Annotated in this window: 14 protein-coding genes; 7 read left to right on the top strand and 7 right to left on the bottom strand. The window is 64.4% G+C overall.

Annotated elements, in window-relative coordinates; translation table 11 throughout:
* Position 1: 1 nt before the first annotated feature.
* Positions 2 to 2,185, bottom strand: a complete 2,184-nt coding sequence (locus MESAU_RS06005; protein WP_015315165.1) for a primosomal protein N' — start codon at positions 2,183 to 2,185, stop codon at positions 2 to 4.
* Between the two features lie 90 nt (positions 2,186 to 2,275).
* Between MESAU_RS06005 and fsa the strand changes: the two genes are divergently transcribed.
* Positions 2,276 to 2,932, top strand: coding sequence for a fructose-6-phosphate aldolase (fsa, locus tag MESAU_RS06000; protein WP_015315164.1), 657 nt, complete (start codon positions 2,276 to 2,278; stop codon positions 2,930 to 2,932).
* A gap of 58 nt (positions 2,933 to 2,990) precedes the next feature.
* On the opposite strand, the gene MESAU_RS05995 is transcribed toward fsa, so the two are convergent.
* The 3 genes from MESAU_RS05995 to leuS all read right to left on the bottom strand — a co-directional run bounded on the left by MESAU_RS05995 (position 2,991) and on the right by leuS (position 8,931).
* Positions 2,991 to 5,465, bottom strand: a complete 2,475-nt coding sequence (locus MESAU_RS05995) for a DNA translocase FtsK (RefSeq protein ID WP_015315163.1) — start codon at positions 5,463 to 5,465, stop codon at positions 2,991 to 2,993.
* Between the two features lie 276 nt (positions 5,466 to 5,741).
* Positions 5,742 to 6,320, bottom strand: a complete 579-nt coding sequence (locus tag MESAU_RS05990; RefSeq protein WP_015315162.1) for an LPS assembly lipoprotein LptE — start codon at positions 6,318 to 6,320, stop codon at positions 5,742 to 5,744.
* Positions 6,307 to 8,931: a leucine--tRNA ligase gene (gene leuS / locus MESAU_RS05985; RefSeq protein ID WP_015315161.1), complete on the bottom strand. Its 2,625-nt coding sequence runs from the start codon at positions 8,929 to 8,931 to the stop codon at positions 6,307 to 6,309. The genes MESAU_RS05990 and leuS overlap by 14 nt, the downstream gene beginning before the upstream one ends.
* A 152-nt stretch (positions 8,932 to 9,083) precedes the next feature.
* Here leuS and MESAU_RS05980 point away from each other — a divergent pair, with 152 nt between their 5' ends.
* Both MESAU_RS05980 and MESAU_RS05975 read left to right on the top strand, forming a co-directional pair.
* Positions 9,084 to 9,746: a YggS family pyridoxal phosphate-dependent enzyme gene (locus tag MESAU_RS05980; protein WP_015315160.1), complete on the top strand. Its 663-nt coding sequence runs from the start codon at positions 9,084 to 9,086 to the stop codon at positions 9,744 to 9,746.
* Positions 9,747 to 9,874: 128 nt separating this feature from the next.
* Positions 9,875 to 10,924, top strand: coding sequence for an aldo/keto reductase (locus tag MESAU_RS05975; RefSeq protein WP_015315159.1), 1,050 nt, complete (start codon positions 9,875 to 9,877; stop codon positions 10,922 to 10,924).
* A gap of 60 nt (positions 10,925 to 10,984) precedes the next feature.
* Here MESAU_RS05975 and MESAU_RS05970 read toward each other — a convergent pair whose 3' ends face one another.
* Complete coding sequence (locus MESAU_RS05970; RefSeq protein ID WP_015315158.1) at positions 10,985 to 11,890, bottom strand: LysR family transcriptional regulator; 906 nt, start codon at positions 11,888 to 11,890, stop codon at positions 10,985 to 10,987.
* A gap of 121 nt (positions 11,891 to 12,011) precedes the next feature.
* Here MESAU_RS05970 and MESAU_RS05965 point away from each other — a divergent pair, with 121 nt between their 5' ends.
* Complete coding sequence (locus MESAU_RS05965) at positions 12,012 to 13,193, top strand: MFS transporter (protein ID WP_015315157.1); 1,182 nt, start codon at positions 12,012 to 12,014, stop codon at positions 13,191 to 13,193.
* Positions 13,194 to 13,249: 56 nt separating this feature from the next.
* Complete coding sequence (locus MESAU_RS05960; protein ID WP_015315156.1) at positions 13,250 to 14,284, top strand: aldo/keto reductase; 1,035 nt, start codon at positions 13,250 to 13,252, stop codon at positions 14,282 to 14,284.
* A gap of 209 nt (positions 14,285 to 14,493) precedes the next feature.
* On the opposite strand, the gene MESAU_RS05955 is transcribed toward MESAU_RS05960, so the two are convergent.
* Positions 14,494 to 14,766: an usg protein gene (locus tag MESAU_RS05955; RefSeq protein WP_015315155.1), complete on the bottom strand. Its 273-nt coding sequence runs from the start codon at positions 14,764 to 14,766 to the stop codon at positions 14,494 to 14,496.
* Positions 14,767 to 15,084: 318 nt separating this feature from the next.
* On the opposite strand from MESAU_RS05955, the gene acs reads away from it, so the two are divergent.
* Together acs and MESAU_RS05945 are read left to right on the top strand one after the other, a co-directional pair.
* Positions 15,085 to 17,040: an acetate--CoA ligase gene (gene acs, locus MESAU_RS05950; RefSeq protein ID WP_015315154.1), complete on the top strand. Its 1,956-nt coding sequence runs from the start codon at positions 15,085 to 15,087 to the stop codon at positions 17,038 to 17,040.
* Complete coding sequence (locus tag MESAU_RS05945) at positions 17,040 to 17,786, top strand: MOSC domain-containing protein (RefSeq protein ID WP_015315153.1); 747 nt, start codon at positions 17,040 to 17,042, stop codon at positions 17,784 to 17,786. Before acs ends, MESAU_RS05945 begins: the two co-directional genes overlap by 1 nt.
* Before the next feature lie 15 nt (positions 17,787 to 17,801).
* Here MESAU_RS05945 and MESAU_RS05940 read toward each other — a convergent pair whose 3' ends face one another.
* Entirely contained in the window at positions 17,802 to 19,070 is a 1,269-nt protein-coding gene (locus MESAU_RS05940; RefSeq protein ID WP_015315152.1) for an SAM-dependent methyltransferase, read from the bottom strand.
* Positions 19,071 to 19,180: the final 110 nt, after the last annotated feature.

The following is a 19,180-nucleotide window of genomic DNA, read 5'->3' as shown; positions in this document are numbered from 1 at the left end:
CTTACAAAAAGCTCTGCGGGTCGACGTCCACCTGCACCCGAACCGAGCCGCGCTGTTTCGGCCCGTTGGCCAGCATGGCGCGGATGAAGCTCTGCATGTCGGCGCGCCGTTCGCCCTGGATCAGCAGGCGGAAGCGGTGGCGACCGCCGAGCAACGATAATGGCGCTTCCGCCGGCCCGAGCACGAACAGATCCGGCGCCTCCGGTGCGGAGCGGCGCAGGCCGCGTGCATGGCCTTCCGCTTCCGCCCGCGTCACCGCGCTGACGATGACGCCTGCCAGCCGGCCGAAGGGCGGCAAGGCAGCGCGTTCGCGCTCTGAAATCTCGCGCTGGTAGAAAGACTCGGCATCGCCGGAGACGATCGCCCGCATCACCGGATGGTCGGGCTGGAAGGTCTGCAGCAGGCCAAGGCTCTTCTTGCCGGTGCGGCCGGCACGGCCGGTCACCTGGCTGAGCAGCTGGAAGGTGCGCTCGGCGGCGCGCGGATCGCCATTGGCAAGGCCCAGATCGGCATCGACGACGCCGACCAGCGTCATGTTCGGGAAATTGTGACCCTTGGCGACCAGTTGCGTGCCGATGACGATATCGGCCTCGCCGTTGGCGATAGCCTCCAGTTCCAGCCGCAACCGTCGTACACCCCCCATTATATCCGACGACAGCACGATGGTACGCGCGTCCGGGAAATGCGTGACGACCTCTTCGGCGATGCGCTCGACCCCCGGCCCGCAAGCGACCAGATGGTCGAGCGTGCCGCATTCGGGGCAGGCTTCCGGACGGCGCTCATTGTGACCGCAGTGATGACACACCAACTGGCCGCGAAAGCGGTGTTCGACCATCCAGGCCGAGCACACCGGGCAGCCGAAGCGATGGCCGCAGACCCGGCACAGCGTCAGCGGCGCATAGCCGCGCCGGTTGAGGAACAGCAGCGACTGTTCCTGCTTCTCCAGCGTCTTGCGCATATGGTCGATCAGCACCGGCGACAGGAAGCCGCCACGGGCCGGCGGCGCGCGGCGCATGTCGATCGACTTGAGATCGGGAAGTGCCGCCTCGGCGAAGCGGGCGGAAAGAACAGCCCTGGCATAGCGGCCCTGGCTTGCGTTGACCCGGCTCTCGACCGACGGCGTCGCCGACGCCAGCACCACCGGAAAGCTGCCAATATGCCCGCGCACGACAGCCATGTCGCGCGCATTGTAGAAGACACGGTCTTCCTGCTTGTAGGCTGGGTCGTGCTCCTCGTCGACCACGATCAGGCCAAGTTCCTTGAACGGCAGGAACAGCGCCGAGCGTGCGCCGGCGACGACACGCACGCCCCCTTCCGCCACTTGCCGCCAGACTTTTTCGCGCATCCTGGGCGGCAGATCGGAATGCCATTCCCCCGGCTTGGCACCGAAGCGCTGCTGGAAGCGTTCGAGAAAAGCATGCGTCAGCGCGATTTCGGGCAGCAGGATCAGCACCTGTTTTCCCTGATCGAGCGCGGCCGCCACCGCCTCGAAATAGACCTCCGTCTTGCCGGACCCGGTGACGCCGTCGAGCAGCGCGACATTGAACACACCGGCCGCGACATTGGCGCGCAGCATCGACGCGGCGTCGTTCTGGTCCGGCATCAGGTCCGGCACGGCATAGCTTGGGTCGGGTGCGGCCACCACCGGGCGCGGCGGGATCATCACCGTTTCGAACACGCCTTGCGCTTTCAGCCCCTCGATCACCGTCGACGACACGCCGGCGGCATGCGCCAGCCCCGAGCGCGTCCAGGCCAGCCCTCCTTCGGCCGTCTCCAGCACCCGCGTCCTCGCATCCGTCATCCGATCGGGCATGACGAGCGTCCGCTGCAGTCCTTCGATCCAGGGTTCGGGATCGAAAGCTTCCGGCGCACGCAGCAGCATGCGCGCCACCATGCCCGGCGCCGACAGCGTGTATTGCGCCACCCAGTCGACGAAGCGGCGCATGGCGCGATCGATCGGCGGACAGTCGAAAACCTGTTCGATCGGGCGCAATTTCCTGGCATCGACCTGCTCGACCACGCCGTCCCAGACGATGCCGGCGACCTGGCGCGGCCCGAGCGGCACGCGCACGATCGAGCCCGGCACCACCCGCATGCCGGCCGGCACGGCATAGGTGTAGGGGCGTTCAGCCGGCATCGGCACCAGCACCGGTGCGGCTGCGACAAAGGGCGAATCTTCGATCATTAGGCGTGACCTTGCCCCGACTTTGCTCTAGATCAAAGGGCAACGCTGAACGTGCCTTCGCAGGCGCCACGAAATCGTCAGGAGACCGCCATGAAATTTTTTGCCGACACAGCCGATATCAAGGAAATCCGTGAACTGATCGATCTGGGGTTGCTCGACGGCGTCACCACCAACCCGTCGCTGATCCTGAAATCGGGCGGCAAAATCGCCGAGGTCACCAAGCAGATCTGCGACATCGTCGAAGGCCCGGTTTCCGCGGAAGTCGTGGCGACCGAATACAAGCAGATGATGGCCGAGGCCGAGGTGCTGGCCAAGATCGCACCGAATGTCGCCATCAAGGTGCCGTTGACGCTGGACGGATTGAAGGCCTGCAAGACGATCCGCACCGAGATGAACCGCATGGTCAACGTCACGCTGTGCTTCTCGGCCAACCAGGCGCTGCTCGCCGCCAAGGCAGGCGCCTCCTTCATCTCGCCCTTCGTCGGCCGCATCGACGATACCGGCTCTGACGGCATGGAAGTGATCCAGGAGATCCGTCAGATCTACGACAATTACGATTTCCAGACCGAGATCCTGACCGCTTCCGTGCGCACAGTGAACCACGTGAAGCAGGCGGCGCTCATCGGCGCCGATATCGTCACCGCGCCACCCGCGACCCTGAAGGCGCTGGTCAATCACCCGCTGACCGACAAGGGCCTTGCCGCCTTCCTCGCCGACTGGGCAAAGACCGGCCAGAAAATCGGCTGAGCGAGCTTATGCCCGATACGAAAAAGGCCGGGCAACCGGCCTTTTTATGCGTTGCGGATCAAGGGGCCGATCGATCCGTGCCGTCATCCCCAGGTATGGTTGCCGGCGGGCGCTTGCCCGCCATGATCTCGCGCTTGCCGACATGGTTCGGTGCGCCGACCAGACCCTCCTTCTCCATCCGCTCGACCAGTGAAGCGGCGCGGTTGTAGCCGATGCCAAGGCGGCGCTGGATGTAGGACGTCGAACATTTCTTGTCGCGCAACACCACCTTGACCGCCTCGTCATAGCTGGAATCGCCGTCCTCGGCGGCAACGGCTCCCTTGTCGAAGACCGCTCCCTGGTCGTCTTCCTCTTCCTCTTCATCCTCGTCGGCCGTTACGGTCTCCAGATATTCGGGGCGGCCCTGCGCCTTCAAATGCGCCACGACATGCTCGACCTCGGCGTCGGACACAAAGGGGCCGTGCACGCGGGCGATGCGCCCGCCGCCCATCATGTGCAGCATGTCGCCCTGGCCGAGCAGCTGCTCGGCACCCTGCTCGCCCAAAATGGTGCGGCTGTCGATCTTGGAGGTGACCTGGAAGGAGATGCGGGTCGGGAAGTTGGCCTTGATCGTGCCGGTGATGACGTCGACGGAAGGCCGCTGCGTTGCCATGATCAGGTGGATCCCGGCGGCGCGCGCCATCTGCGCCAGGCGCTGGATGGCGCCTTCGATCTCCTTGCCGGCGACCATCATCAGGTCGGCCATCTCGTCGACGATGACGACGATGTAGGGCATCGGCGCGAGGTCGATCTCCTGCTGTTCGAACAGCGGCTCGCCGGTGCCCTTCTCGAAGCCGGCCTGCACGGTCATGACGACCGTCTCGCCCTTGTCGCGGGCAGTGGCGGCACGCTCATTGTAGCCGTCGATGTTGCGCACGCCGAGCCGCGCCATCTTGCGATAGCGGTCTTCCATCTCGCGCACCGCCCATTTGAGCGCGGTAACCGCCTTCTTGGGATCGGTGACGACGGGCGTCAGAAGGTGCGGGATACCGTCGTAAACTGACAGCTCAAGCATCTTCGGGTCGACCATGATCAGCCGGCATTCTTCCGGCTTCAACCGGTAGAGCAGCGACAGGATCATGGTGTTGATGGCGACCGACTTGCCGGACCCGGTGGTGCCGGCGACGAGCAGATGCGGCATTTTCGCCAGCTCGGCGATGACAGGTTCGCCGCCGATCGTCTTGCCAAGGCAAAGCGCCAGCTTGCAGCTGGTCTTGCGGAAGCCCTGCGATTCGATCAGTTCACGGAAATAGACGGTCTCGCGTGTCTCGTTCGGCAGCTCGATGCCGATGACGTTGCGGCCGGGCACCACGGCGACGCGCGCCGAGACCGCCGACATGGAGCGGGCGATATCGTCGGCGAGACCAATCACGCGGGAGGATTTGACGCCCGGCGCCGGTTCGAACTCATAGAGGGTAACGACCGGGCCGGGGCGAACATGGATGATTTCGCCGCGGACGCCGAAATCCTCCAGCACGCTTTCCAGGAGATCGGCATTCTGCTCAAGCCGCTCCTGCGACATGTAGAAGCCCTGCCCTTCCGGCGGCTGCTGCAGCAGCTCCTCCGAGGGAAGCGCGTAGCCTTCGCCCGTCACCGGCTGCACAACCTTTCCGGCCATGGGCAGCGACGGCGAACGCACGGCGGGAACGGTTTCCTCCACGCGTTGCAAAAGTGGCCCCGGGGCGGCGCTGGCTGCGGCAGGCGCCGTCGCGGCCGTTGTCCGACCCAGCCGGGCGGCTCTGCCCGCCGGGACGGCCGGCTCGACCACCACCTTGTTGGAGTTGGCCGGAAAGACGTCCGGCAAGGCAGGTGGAACCTGGCCAGGAAGGCATTCGATGACACGGAACAAGGCGGTGACATCGGCCACCGCCGGTCCGGAGACATCGGCCCGGGCGGCGGCAACCGGCGGAGCCAGCACCGGTGCACGCGGGACCGGGCTGACTTGGCGGGCGGGCGTCACGTCGACCAGAAGCGGCGCCAAGCCCTCGAAGAAGGCGTGATCCGAAAGATAGGGCCGCCGGGCTTTTTCAGCGGGGGCTGCTTTGACCGGCGCGCCATTCCCGACAACGGGCGCCGGGCGCGTGGCCGCCCGTGCCGTTGCTGGCCCCTTTAGAGCCGCCGGCGCAACGCCTTGCGCCGTCTCCCCGCTACGCGCCGGCTGAGCGGGCCCGGCCGGTGCCGGTCCGCGATGCATGACGGCGCCAGGACCGACCTGCTGCGTCGGGAGCGCCTGCCGTGCATCCTGCTCGGCAACGTCGTCCTGCGGTTGGCGGTGCTTTGGCTCATAGTCCGGCGTGCGTGTAAAACGCACATTGGGCGCAAGGAAAAAATACTCTTGCCAGGCCGGGCTTTCGGTGTCGCCACCCTGCGGGAAAGAAGCGCCGGACTGGCGGACATCGACCTTGCCGCGCGGGCCGCCGGAACGCTCTCCTTGGGGGTCATCGGGCGCAGCTGTGTGCAACGAATTGATCCGAGAAAAACGCCTGGCTTCCATGCTCAAGACTCACTGTGAAACGACTGCCGAGCAATAGGGAGCGAGTGGTTAACAGTTGCTTCCCGTCAGCGTCGCTAGAGCGATCGAGACGCATCTTTCGCGGCGAAGCGCTGGGCTGGAAAGCGGGGCGAACCTTGGTCACGGGAAAAACCCGCGGACAGGATCCACATGGCTCCAAAGCCCAGCTGCCGGCGCGTTTCCGTCGCCCGGACACAGGATCGGGACATCGAGAGAATGAAAGAGGGCGTTCGGCCCTCTTTTGAGACGGCGAACGCGCTAGCTGGCCGCCTTGCCGTGCCGGGCCAGATCCTGGGCGATCGACAGCTGCAGGGCTTCAGCCAGTTCGCGCGCGGCGCGGTTCTCGGCGTCGATCTGCGCCCGGTAGGAGGCAAACTCCTGACGCGGCCTGTCGAAGGACGAGGTGATCGCCCGCTTGCCGACGGCGATCACCGCGCCGGTTTTCACATCGGTCAGCGTGTAGCCCGCGGTCAACGTCACCGAACCGGCGGTCGGCTCGTCCTGATCGGTTCCATTCTGTACCAGCGCCGAGGATTCAACGCCTTCGCTCACGCCGAGGTCGAGGGAATAAAGCGGCGAGGCGGGCTCGCCCGCGCCGCGCCCGAACCCGAAGATCAGATTGTTACGCACCTGCTGGGCATAGCGCGTCCGGACCGGCTTGACGGCGATCGATGCCATCTCGGCATTGGCGGTCGAGCCCGTCGACAACGGCGCGCTCGAATAGAGCGGCCGCACCTGGCAGGCCGAAATGAGCGCCAGCGAGCCGACGAGGCCGGCAAGCGCGATGCGGCGCAGCAGACGGCCCAGCTCTGTCTTTTCCCGATCAGGCAACGACATTGACGATCCTCTGCGGCACGATGATCACCTTGCGCGGAGCCTTACCTTCAAGTGCTTTCTGCACGAAGTCGAGAGCCAAGACCGCTTTTTCGACCGCACCTTGGTCCGCGTCGCGGGCAATTGTCAAATCCCCCCGCTTCTTGCCGTTGACCTGCACCGGATAGGTGACTTCGTTGTCGACGACCAGTGCTGGATCGAAGACCGGCCACGGCCGTTCGGCCACCAGATCGATGCCGCCCAGCGTCTCCCAGCACTCTTCAGCCAGATGCGGCATCACGGGCGCGATCAGATGCACCATGATCTCAACCGCCTCGCGGCAGGCGCTTTTCAGCGCCGGAACGGTCTTGCCTTCCGCCACTTCGTTGAGCGGGGCTGTCAGCGCGTTGGCAAGTTCATAGATGCGAGCAATGGCGCGGTTGAAGGCGAGCTTCTCGATGTCTTCGCCGACCGCCTTCAGGATTTTGTGCGCGGCCTTGGAAACCGCCCCGGCCTCTCCGTCATTGGCCGCCTTGGGCGTGACCCCTGCCAGCGTCTCGGCCGCCGTCGACACCAGCCGCCAGATGCGCTGCATGAAGCGATGCGCGCCGGCGGCACCGTCGTCGGTCCACTCGACATCGCGCTCGGGCGGCGAATCCGACAGCATGAACCAGCGCGCCGTGTCGGCGCCGTAGCCATCGGTGATGTCTTCCGGGCTCACCGTGTTCTTCTTCGATTTCGACATCTTCTCGAGCGGGCCGATGGTGACCGCCTCGCCGGTGGCGACGTCGATGGCGCGGCGCTTGCCGTCGACGTCCTCCAGACGAACCTCGGTCGGCGCCAGCCAGCGCCCATTCGACGCCGAGCCTACACGGTAGGTTTCGTGAACCACCATGCCTTGCGTGAACAGGCCCTTGAACGGCTCGGCCAGGGCAACATGGCCGGTCTCGCGCATGGCGCGGGTGAAGAAGCGCGAATAGAGCAGATGCAGGATCGCATGCTCGATGCCGCCAATATATTGGTCGACCGCCAGCCACTCGTTCGCTGCCTTGGGATCGGTCGGCTCATGTGCCCAGGGCGCGGTGAAGCGGGCGAAATACCAGGACGAATCCACGAACGTGTCCATCGTGTCGGTTTCGCGCCGCGCGTCCTTGCCGCATTGCGGGCACTTCACATGCCGCCAGGTCGGGTGACGGTCGAGCGGATTGCCTGGCCGGTCGAAATCGACATCGTCGGGCAGCTTGACCGGCAGATCGGCCTTCGGCACCGGCACCACACCGCAATCCTCGCAATGGATCATCGGGATCGGGCAGCCCCAGTAGCGCTGGCGCGAAATGCCCCAGTCGCGCAGGCGGAAATTCACCTTGCGCTCGGCCATCGGCCGGTTGCCGATGGTCTTTTGCTCCAGCAGCCCGGCGACTTCATCGAAAGCGCTGTCCGGCGCCATGCCGTCGAGGAACCGCGAATTGATCATCGCGCCATCGTCGACATAGGCCTCGTCGACGATCTGGAACGTCTTGGCATCGGCGCCATCAGGCATCACCACCGGCACCACCGGCAGGCCGTATTTGTTGGCGAAGTCGAGGTCGCGCTGGTCATGCGCCGGACAGCCGAAGATGGCGCCGGTGCCGTACTCCATCAGCACGAAATTGGCGACGTAGACAGGCAGCGTCCAGCTATCGTCGAAGGGATGGACGACGCGGATGCCGGTGTCGAAGCCCTTCTTCTCGGCCGTCTCGAGCGCCGCCACCGAGGTGCCCATATGGCGCACTTCGTCGATGAACTTCGCCAGGGCCGGATTGGTCTCCGCGGCCTTCTTGGCCAGCGGATGATCGGCGGCGATTGCCATGAACGAGGCGCCGAAAATGGTGTCCGGTCTTGTCGTGTAGACTTCCAGCTCATGCTCGCCGGCGATTTCCGAGGCCAGCGGCCAGCGGATCAGCAGGCCTTCCGAACGGCCGATCCAGTTCTGCTGCATCAGCTTCACTTTTTCGGGCCACTCGTCGAGACCGTCCAACGAATCCAGCAAATCCTGGGCAAAGTCGGTGATCTTGAAGAACCATTGCGTCAGCTCGCGCTGTTCAACCAGCGCGCCGGAGCGCCAGCCGCGCCCCTCGATGACCTGCTCGTTGGCGAGCACCGTCATGTCCTCCGGATCCCAGTTGACCTTGGAGGATTTGCGCGTCACCAGCCCCTTCTCGACGAAGTCGAGGAACAGCATCTGCTGGCGGTGGTAGTAATCGACGTCGCAGGTGGCGAATTCGCGCGCCCAGTCCAGCGACAGGCCCATCACCTTGAGCTGCTCGCGCATGGCGGCGATGTTCTGGTAGGTCCATTCCTTGGGATGCACCTTGTTCTGCATCGCGGCGTTCTCAGCCGGCATGCCGAAGGCATCCCAGCCCATCGGATGCAGCACGTTGAAACCCTTGGCGCGCTTGTAGCGGGCCACCACGTCGCCCATCGTGTAATTGCGGGTATGGCCGATATGGATGCGGCCCGACGGATAGGGGAACATTTCCAGCACGTAGTATTTCGGACGCGGATCGTCATTGTGCGCTTCGAAAAGCTTCTTCTCGGCCCAGGCCTTCTGCCATTTGGGTTCTGACGCGCGCGGGTTGTATCGTTCGGTTGCCATGGGACGTTTTTCACTTAAAAGCATGCGGACTGCGGGCAAGAGCCCGGCAGTTCATGAATGTGGTCCGGGTGTTCACCATGGTTTGGCAAACCCGTCAACCATATGGGCATCGCGGCTGACAAAAACGCGGGTCAAAACAGCGGGATTTACATATGGGCGACGCCGTTCAGCAGTTTTTCGCGGTCAAGGCGAAGATCGCCGCCGCCGAGCGGGAGGCCGGCCGTGAAGCCGGCGCGGTGACGCTGGTGGCGGTCTCCAAGACCTTCGACGCCGCCGACATAGGCCCGGTGATCGAGGCCGGCCAGCGCGTCTTCGGCGAAAACCGCGTGCAGGAAGCGCAAGGCAAATGGCCTGACCTGAAGGAAGCTTTCCCCGACATCGAACTGCATTTGATCGGCCCGCTGCAGTCGAACAAGGCGAGGGAAGCGGTGGCGCTGTTCGAGGTCATCGAGACGGTCGACCGCGACAAGATCGCCGCGGAGCTCGCCAAGGAAATTGTCCGGCAAGGCCGTGCGCCAAAACTCTATGTCCAGGTGAACACCGGTTCCGAACCGCAGAAAGCCGGGATCGAACCGAGCGAGGCGGTCGCCTTCGTCAGACGCTGCCGGGAAGTGCATGGCCTCGGCATCGAAGGCCTGATGTGCATCCCGCCGGCGGACGAGAACCCCGGCCCCCACTTCGCCTTGTTGGAGAAACTCGGCAAGGAAGCCGGGGTCGCCAAACTGTCGATGGGCATGTCCGGCGACTTCGAGACCGCGATCGCCTTTGGCGCCACCAGCGTCAGGGTCGGTTCGGCGATTTTTGGAAGCCGGTAGTCCGAATTTCCAGCTTGCCGTGCATATCGCTGGGCCTGATCCACAAGCACCATTATACCAGTGCTTGAAACGAAACGTGCCGTTCCTATTTGCCTTGATGTCACCGCACATCTTCCTGGAGTCTCACGATGCGTTACAATCAGCTTGGAAACACGGGGCTATTCGTCTCCGAACTTTGCCTCGGCACCATGACCTTCGGCGCCGCCGGCCAGAACGCCCAATGGGGCCTGATCGCCAGCCTCGACCAGAAGGGCGTCAACGAGATCGTCGGCCGCTCGATCGCCGCCGGCGTCAACTTCTTCGACACGGCCGACGTCTATTCCGTCGGCGAGTCCGAACGCCTGCTTGGTCAGTCGCTTAGGGATCTCGGTGTTGCCCGGTCAAACGTGGTCATCGCCACCAAGGTCCACGGCGCCATGGGTGAGGGACCAAACCAGCGCGGCTCCTCGCGCGGCCATATCATGGATTCGGTCGACGCCAGCTTGGAGCGGCTGCAGCTCGACCATATCGATCTCTATCAGTTGCACGGCACCGATGCGGTGACGCCGATCGACGAGACGCTGCGGGCACTTGATGATCTCGTCTCCAGCGGCAAGGTCCGCTATGTCGGTGTCTCCAACTGGCAGGCTTGGCGCATCGCCAAGGCGCTCGGCATCGCCGACCGCAAGGGCTTTGCCCGCTTCGAGACCGTCCAGTCCTATTATTCGATCGCCGGCCGCGACCTCGAACGCGAGATCGTGCCGCTGATCAACGAGGAGAAGCTCGGCCTGATGGTGTGGTCGCCGATGGCTGGCGGGCTGCTGTCCGGCAAATATGGGCCCGGCGCGCCGGGCAATGGCGAGGGCCGCCGCGCGTCCTTCAACTTCCCGCCGGTCAACGAGGACCGCGCCTGGGCGGCGGTCGCCGTCATGCGGGAGGTCGCCGAGAAGCATGATGTCGGCGTCGCGACCGTGGCGCTCGGCTATGTCCTGGCCAAGCCTTTCGTGATGAGCGTGATCATCGGCGCCAGCCGCATGGACCAGCTCGAGCAGAACCTTGCCGCCACCAGCCTCAAGCTCGATGCCGACGATCTCGCCAGGCTTGACGAAGTGAGCGCACTACCCGCCGAATATCCCGGCTGGATGGTCGAACGCCAGGGCGCCGGCCGTCGTCCGGGGCCTTTCGTGCCGAAGGCATAGCGCGTACCGCTGGCAAGTCGGTCCTTCAACGCCGCGCGTCTCGTCGACGCGCGGCTTCGATTACAGCCGAACGGTCTCGGCAAGAAAGTCGAGAAAGGCCCGCACACGTGCCGGCAGGTGTTTGCCCTGGCCGACATAGACGGCATGCGTCGGCTCTTCGTCGCCGGGGTTGAAATCTTCCAGCAGCGGCACCAGCCGGCCGGCGGCGATGTCGGGTTCGACATGCCAGCGCGCCAGTCGGGCGATGCCGGCCCCGGCGACGGTCGTTTGGCGCATCGCCTCGCCATCGGTCAATGCCAGGTTTCCGACAACCGGGGTGATCACCGGCGCGCCTGCCGTATCGATAAAAGGCCAGCCGTCGATATGCCGCGCGAAACTGAAGGCGAGCATGTTGTGACGCCCGAGATCGGACAGCGTGCGCGGCGTGCCATGTGCTTCGAGATAGGAAGGTGCCGCGACCACCACCATTCGGCTTTGACCGAGCTTGCGCGCCACCAGCCTCGATTCGCGCAGCGGCCCGGCGCGGATCGCGACATCGGCCCGCTCTTCCAGCAGGTCGATCACGCTGTCGGTCAGCACAGCCTCGACGAAAATTTCGGGATAGCGCTCCAGAAAGCGCGGCAGCAGTTCCATCAGCCGGTGTTGGCCGAACGGCACGTAGCTGTTAACTCTCAGCCTGCCGCGCGGCGCGGCTCCCGCCGCGGCTTCACGCTCGGCCTTGTCCATGTCGGCGAGCACGCGCACGCCGCTGTCGTAGAACGCCGTCCCTTCCGGCGTGAGCTGGAGCTTGCGCGTCGAGCGGCTGACAAGCCGCGCCCCAAGCCGGGTTTCGAGCCGTGCTATCAGCTTGCTCACCGCCGATGGCGTCATCCGCAGCTGCCGCGCCGCGGCCGAAAAACTACCCGCCTCGACGACGCGCACGAAGACTTCGATCTCGCCGGAACGGTTGATGTCGGGCCTGGCCATCTGTGAATCTATTTCACAAGAAGTGTGCCTTGGGCAAGTCTGGTTCACAACATCGCGGATCATGATCTTCAGGGCCGGGGCGCGGACTGAGCGTCCTTCGCCGACAGATGGGACCATCGCCATGCCTCTTGCTCTTTATGCCCTCGCCGCCGGTGCTTTTGGCATCGGTGTTACCGAATTCGTCATCATGGGCCTGCTTATCGATGTCAGCAAAGACCTCGGCGTGTCGATCTCCGCCGCCGGCCAATTGATCTCTGCCTATGCGCTCGGTGTCGTCATCGGTGCACCCTTGTTGACCATTGCCACGGGCAACTGGCCGCGCAAAACCGTGCTGCTGGCGCTGATGGCGATCTTCACGATTGGCAACCTCGCTTGTGCGCTGGCGCCCGATTACTGGACGCTGATGGGTGCCCGCATCATCACCGCCTTCGCCCACGGCACCTTCTTTGGCGTCGGCTCGGTCGTCGCCACTGGTCTGGTCGCGCCCAACAGGAAGGCTTCGGCGATCGCGCTGATGTTCACCGGCCTGACCATCGCCAACATCCTAGGCGTGCCCTTCGGCACCTGGCTCGGCCAAGCCTTTGGCTGGCGTGCGACCCTCTGGGCGGTGACCGCCGTCGGCCTGGCGGCCTTCGCCGTCATCCTCGCCCTGGTGCCGCGCGGCCAGGCAGCGCCCGAGAAGAGCGATCTGCGCGCCGATCTCGCCGTTCTGCGCCGCACGCCCGTCCTGCTCGGCCTCGCCACCACGGTGCTCGGCTATGCCGGCGTCTTCGCCGTCTTCACCTACATCGCCCCGTTGCTCACCGAGATCAGCGGCTTCAGCGAAGCCGCTGTATCGCCGATCCTGCTCGTCTTTGGCGGCGGCCTCATCGCCGGCAATCTCGCCGGCGGCAAGATCGCCGATCGCTGGCTGGTGCCGGCGGTGCTCGGCAGCCTCGTGGTGCTGGCGCTGGTGCTTGCCACGATGAGCTTCGCCATTCACAGCCAGGTCATGGCCGTGATCTATGTCGGCCTGCTCGGCGCCGCCGCCTTCGCCACAGTGGCGCCGCTGCAGATGTGGGTGCTGGAAAAGGCGCAAGGCGCCGGCCAGAGCCTGGCCTCATCGTTCAACATCGCCGCCTTCAATCTCGGCAATGCGGCCGGCGCCTGGCTTGGCGGCGCGGTCATCGCCCATGGCCTTGGACTGGGTTCGCTCACCTGGGTCGCCGCCCTGCTGCCGCTCGCGGCGCTCACCGTGGCTGGACTGGCGCTGCACCTCGATGGTGGCACCACATCAGGTGCGCCTGTCTCCGTCCGGTCGTGACGCCAGCCGACACCCGAATCCTCTCGACCTCTTCACAAACCACCAGGAGCAAGAAAATGGACTATCGACGTCTCGGCGCATCGGGCCTGAAAGTCCCGGCGCTTTCATTCGGCGCGGGCACCTTCGGCGGCTCCGGCCCGCTGTTCGGCGCCTGGGGCAACAGCGACGCGCAGGAAGCGCGGCGGCTGATCGACATCTGTCTCGAGGCCGGCGTCAACCTGTTCGACACGGCGGACGTCTATTCGAACGGCGCCTCGGAGGAGGTGCTCGGCGAAGCGATCAAGGGCCGTCGCGACGCGGTGCTGATCTCGACCAAGACGGCGCTGCCGATGGGCGAAGGGCCGGGCGACTACGGCTCCTCGCGCTCGCGGCTGATCAAGTCGGTCGACGCCGCGCTGAAGCGCCTCGGCACCGATTATATCGACCTGCTGCAACTGCACGCCTTCGATGCGGGCACGCCGATCGAGGAAGTGCTGTCGACGCTGGATGACCTCGTTCGCTCCGGCAAGCTGCGCTATGTCGGCGCCTCCAACTTCTCCGGCTGGCAGGTGATGAAGTCGCTCGGCTTGGCGGAGAAGCACGGCTATCCCCGCTACGCCGCGCATCAGGTCTACTATTCGCTGCTCGGCCGCGACTACGAATGGGAGCTGATGCCGCTCGGCCTCGACCAGGGCGTCGGCGCGCTGGTGTGGAGCCCGCTCGGCTGGGGCCGCCTGACCGGCAAGATCCGCCGTGGCCAGCCTCTGCCGGAAAAGAGCCGGCTGCACGAGACGGCTGATTTCGGGCCGCCGGTCGGGGACGAGCATCTCTATCGGGTCATGGATGAGCTCGACGCGGTGGCGCAGGAAACCGGCAAGACCGTGCCGCAGATCGCCATCAACTGGCTGCTGCGGCGCCCGACCGTTTCCTCCGTTATCATCGGCGCTCGCAACGAGGAGCAGCTGCGCCAAAACCTTGGCGCCGTCGGCTGGGCGCTGACACCGGAGCAGGTGAAGAAGCTCGACGCCGCAAGCGAAGTCACCGCGCCCTACCCGTACTTCCCCTATCGCCGCCAGGAGGGCTTCGCCCGGCTGAACCCGCCGGCGGTTTGAGCCGCGCTGGCGTTGAAGCTGCCAATCTCCCCCCCTTGCGGGGGAGATGTCCGGCAGGACAGAGAGGGGTGTGAAGGAACGCGGCGTTGACTAGAACCACTAGCGGCGAACGGCCTCATGGACAATTGCTGAGATGTCGCCGGGACAGCACCCCCCTCTGCCCTGCCGGGCATCTCCCCCGCAAGGGGGGAGATCAGCTGTATCACCGCTCAATGCAGCACGAACTCGCCATCCACTTTGCGCCATTCATTCGGCGCGATAAGCTTCTGGTGCGTGTAGAGCACCGAATGCAGCGGCCCATCGAGCTTGGCTTTCCAGAATTCGATGAACCCGATCAGCACCGGAAACTTCGGAGCGATGTCGTAGTCCTGCCAGACGAAGCTCTGCAGGAGATGCGGGTGGTCGGGAAAATGATAAAGAATCTTGGCCGTGGTCAGACCGTAGCCTTTGAGCATCAGGTCCATTTCAAGATGGTCGCGCATTATGGTCCCCTTGGGTGGTCCCCTGGTTGATTCTCCTTTCCTCCCAGCTGCCAATTGTGCGCGCCGGTACTTAACTGTCTATTGATTTTTGTTGGTCTCAAAGGGAACTTCTCGGGTAAAAACATGCGGTTAGCAGCGAACCACGTCGAGTGCTGACAGTTCCGGAAAGCGCCCCTGCGGCATCCCGCCGCGCGAATCCAACGTCTAATGTTGCCGTCGCGACGGAACTGGTAATAATGCCGCCGAATTCGCGGCTGCGTCGCCGCGATCCCGCGGGCGTTTCAAGCCGGCGGACTGGTTCGGGAGGAAAGCCAAGAAATGTCCGAGGTTCATGTCCATCGCGTCCAGCCGGCGTGGAAGAAGAACGCCCTGATCGACAATGACACCTACCTCAAATGGTATGCCGACAGCGTGAAGAACCCGGACAAGTTCTGGGGCAAGCACGGCAAGCGCATCGACTGGTTCAAGCCCTTCTCCAAGGTCAAGAACACCTCCTTCGACGGCAAGGTCTCGATCAAGTGGTTCGAGGATGGCCAGACCAATGTCTCGTACAATTGCATCGACCGCCACCTGAAGAAGCGCGGCGACCAGACCGCCATCATCTGGGAAGGCGACAACCCCTACGACGACAAGAAAATCACCTACAACGAACTCTACGGGCACGTCTGCCGGCTCGCCAATGTGATGAAGAAGCACGGCGTCAAGAAAGGCGACCGCGTCACCATCTACATGCCGATGATCCCGGAGGCGGCCTACGCGATGCTGGCCTGCACGCGTATCGGCGCTATCCATTCGGTCGTCTTCGGCGGCTTTTCGCCGGACGCCTTGGCCGGTCGCATCGTCGATTGCGAATCGACCTTCGTCATCACCGCCGATGAGGGTCTGCGCGGCGGCAAACCTATTCCGCTCAAGGAAAACACCGACAAGGCGATCGACATCGCCGCCAAGCACCATGTCAAGGTCAAGACCGTTGTGGTCGTGCGCCGCACCGGCGGCAAGATCGGCTGGGCGCCGGGACGCGATGTCTGGTATCACGACGAAGTCGCGACGGTTAAGTCTGATTGCAAGCCGGAGAAGATGAAGGCGGAGGATCCGCTGTTCATCCTCTACACGTCGGGCTCGACCGGCAAGCCGAAAGGCGTGCTGCATACCACCGCCGGCTACCTCGTCTATGTCTCGATGACGCACCAATATGTCTTCGACTATCATGACGGCGACATCTACTGGTGCACCGCAGATGTCGGCTGGGTAACCGGCCACAGCTACATCGTCTACGGGCCGCTCGCCAACGGCGCCACCACGCTGATGTTCGAAGGCGTGCCGAACTACCCCTCTCAGTCGCGCTTCTGGGAAGTCATCGACAAGCACAAGGTCAACATCTTCTACACCGCGCCGACGGCGCTGCGCGCGCTGATGGGTGCCGGCGACGCGCATGTGAAGAAGACCTCTCGCAAGTCGCTGCGCGTGCTGGGCTCGGTCGGCGAGCCGATCAACCCGGAAGCCTGGGAGTGGTATTTCAACGTCGTCGGCGACGGCAGGGTCCCGATCGTCGATACATGGTGGCAGACCGAGACCGGCGGCATCCTGATCACGCCGCTGCCGGGCGCCACCGACCTCAAGGCGGGTTCGGCGACACGGCCCTTCTTCGGCATCAAGCCGCAGCTGGTCGATAGCGAGGGCAAGGTGGTGGACGGTGCGGCCGACGGCAACCTCTGCATCACCGATTCCTGGCCCGGCCAGATGCGCACCGTCTATGGCGATCACGACCGTTTCGTGCAGACCTATTTCTCCGCCTACAAAGGAAAATACTTCACCGGTGACGGCTGCCGCCGCGACGCCGATGGCTACTACTGGATCACCGGCCGCGTCGACGACGTCATCAACGTCTCCGGCCACCGCATGGGCACGGCCGAGGTCGAATCGGCCCTGGTCAGCCATGACAAGGTTTCCGAGGCCGCCGTCGTCGGCTATCCCCATGATATCAAGGGGCAAGGCATCTATTGCTACGTCACCCTGATGGCCGGCGGGCAGCCGAGCGAGGATCTGCGCAAGGAGCTTGTCGCCCATGTCCGCAAGGAGATCGGCGCAATCGCCACGCCTGACAAGATCCAGTTCGCGCCGGGCCTGCCCAAGACGCGTTCGGGCAAGATCATGCGCCGCATCCTGCGCAAGATCGCCGAGGATGATTTTTCCGCGCTCGGCGACACCTCGACGCTTGCCGATCCGGCCGTGGTCGACGACCTCGTTGCCAACAGGCAGAACAAGAAGGGCTGATGCGGGAAGACGCGGCATTGGGCACCGTCACCCAGTTGTGGCGCTATCCGGCAAGTTCGCTCGCCGGCGAGCGCCGGGACACCATCCTGGTTGGACCGGTTGGCGTCGAGGGCGACCGCCTGTTCGGCCTCGTCGATGCCTCGGACAATGAGATCGCCCGGCCGGATCGCGACGCCAAGTGGCACAAGGTGCCGCGCATCCGCACCCGGCTGAGCCGCGACAGCGAACTGGAAATCGCCGTCCCCGATGGCGACTGGCTCGCCGCCCCCGGCCCCGAATGCGACCGCGTCGTGTCGGCGTATCTCGGCTTCCGCGCCTCGATCCGGCCGTTCCGCGGGGAGAACGCGGCCGGCTATGCCGGGCCGCTGACCGCGGAGCGCTACCGCAAGGCGCCGATCCATCTCCTGACCACGGCCTCGCTGGCACGGCTGGAGGCGCTCCATCCGGAGGGAGCCGCCGATCCCCGCCGCTTCCGTCCCAACATCGTCGTCGACATGGCCTCGGTCGAGGGCTCGTTTCCCGAAACCGAATGGATCGGCAAGAAGCTCGCCATCGGCGACCTCGTCCTGACCATCTCCGAGCCGTGCCGCCGCTGCGGCTTCACCATCATCTCCCAGGACGGTTTCGACGATGATCCGGGCATCCTGCGCAATCTGGTCCGCCACAACGCCCACAATCTCGGCGTCTACTGCACCGTCGACCGGCCGGGTCGTGTCGAGACCGGCGCGCCGATGCGGTTCGTCTGACCTTCCGGCCCAAGCCTATCGATAAAGATCCGCCCGCGTCGGTGGCAGGCCGCTCGGGCCTCGCGCGCGTTTGGTGGCGACAGTCTGGAATATCTGCGCCGAGGCGCGTTCGAAGGTGATGGAGCAGCCGCTCAGGTAAAGCAGCCACAGCCGCGCCTTGGCTTCGCCGACCTCGGCGATCGCCTCGTCGAACCGCGCCTGCAGACGCTCGGCCCACAGCCTGCAGGTGCGGGCATAGTGCTCGCGCAAATTCTCGACATCATAGACGAGGAAGCCGTGTGCTTCGAGATTGCTTGATGTCATGCCGATCGTGTCGAGTTCGCCACCCGGGAAGATGTATTTGATCAGCGCCTTGTATTCCGGCCCCTTGCGCAGGGTCTTCTTGACGTCGCCCTTGCTGCGCCTGGTGATGGCGTGATGCAGATAGATGCCGCCCGGTTTCAGCAGCCGGTGGACAGCGGAGAAATAAGCGGCATGGTTTGCCAGGCCCAGATGCTCGAACATGCCGATGGACGATATCTTGTCGAAGGTGCCGGTGAGCTCCGCATAGGACTTTATCTCGATGGTGATTTTGTCCTCCAGACCCTCGGCGCGAATGCGCTCGCGCGCTAGTGAGGTCTGGGCTTGCGACAGCGAGACGCCGTGTCCGACGACACCATAGTTTTTCGCGGCGTGGATCAGCATCGCGCCCCAGCCGCAGCCGATGTCGAGCAATCTTTCGCCGGGCTTCAGCCGAAGCTTGCGGCAGATATGGTCGAGCTTGTCGACCTGCGCTTCGTCGATGCCGTTTGCGAAATCCTGGAAATACCCGCAGCTATAGACCATGCGCTCGTCGAGAAAGAGCCCGTAAAAGGCATTCGAGATGTCATAGTGATGCTGGATCGCCTCCTTGCTGGAGCCGCTGACGAACGGGTTGCGCCCCGCGAGATCGACCCGCGACGCCATCTGCTTTCTCGAAAACAGCACCGCCGGCAAGTCACGCAGGAGCGCCCGTTTGGGCAACGCCTTCAGCTTCGACCGCAGCTTGCCCGTCGAAGGCAGGGCATAGAAATCGAACAGCGATCCGTCCTCGATGTCGACTGCCTTGGAAATCCACATCTCGATAAGGGTCGACAGGGACGGTCGGCGAACGATCTGCCAGACAATATCGTGGTCGTTGATGATCAGCACGGGGCCGGTGGCGAGGCCGATCCGCTCGCCGGTCCACAGCCTGACCGCGAAGCCGGGCTTGATCGCCTCGACTACCGTTCGAACGATGCGCACAGCTCTTTCGGTGGCGTCCATGCCCTTCCCCGCGGTCGATGACGCGATGTTGTCCTTTTGGGCCGCGGATCGCAAGCACGTCACGCTTTTTCCACCCGGCATCTTGTCATTTGCTGCAACGCACCCCATCA

It is taken from the genome of Mesorhizobium australicum WSM2073, from assembly GCF_000230995.2.
Taxonomy (GTDB): Bacteria; Pseudomonadota; Alphaproteobacteria; order Rhizobiales; family Rhizobiaceae; genus Mesorhizobium; species Mesorhizobium australicum.
Note: the sequence above shows the minus strand (reverse complement) of the source record. Positions and strands in the feature narration are given on the sequence as shown.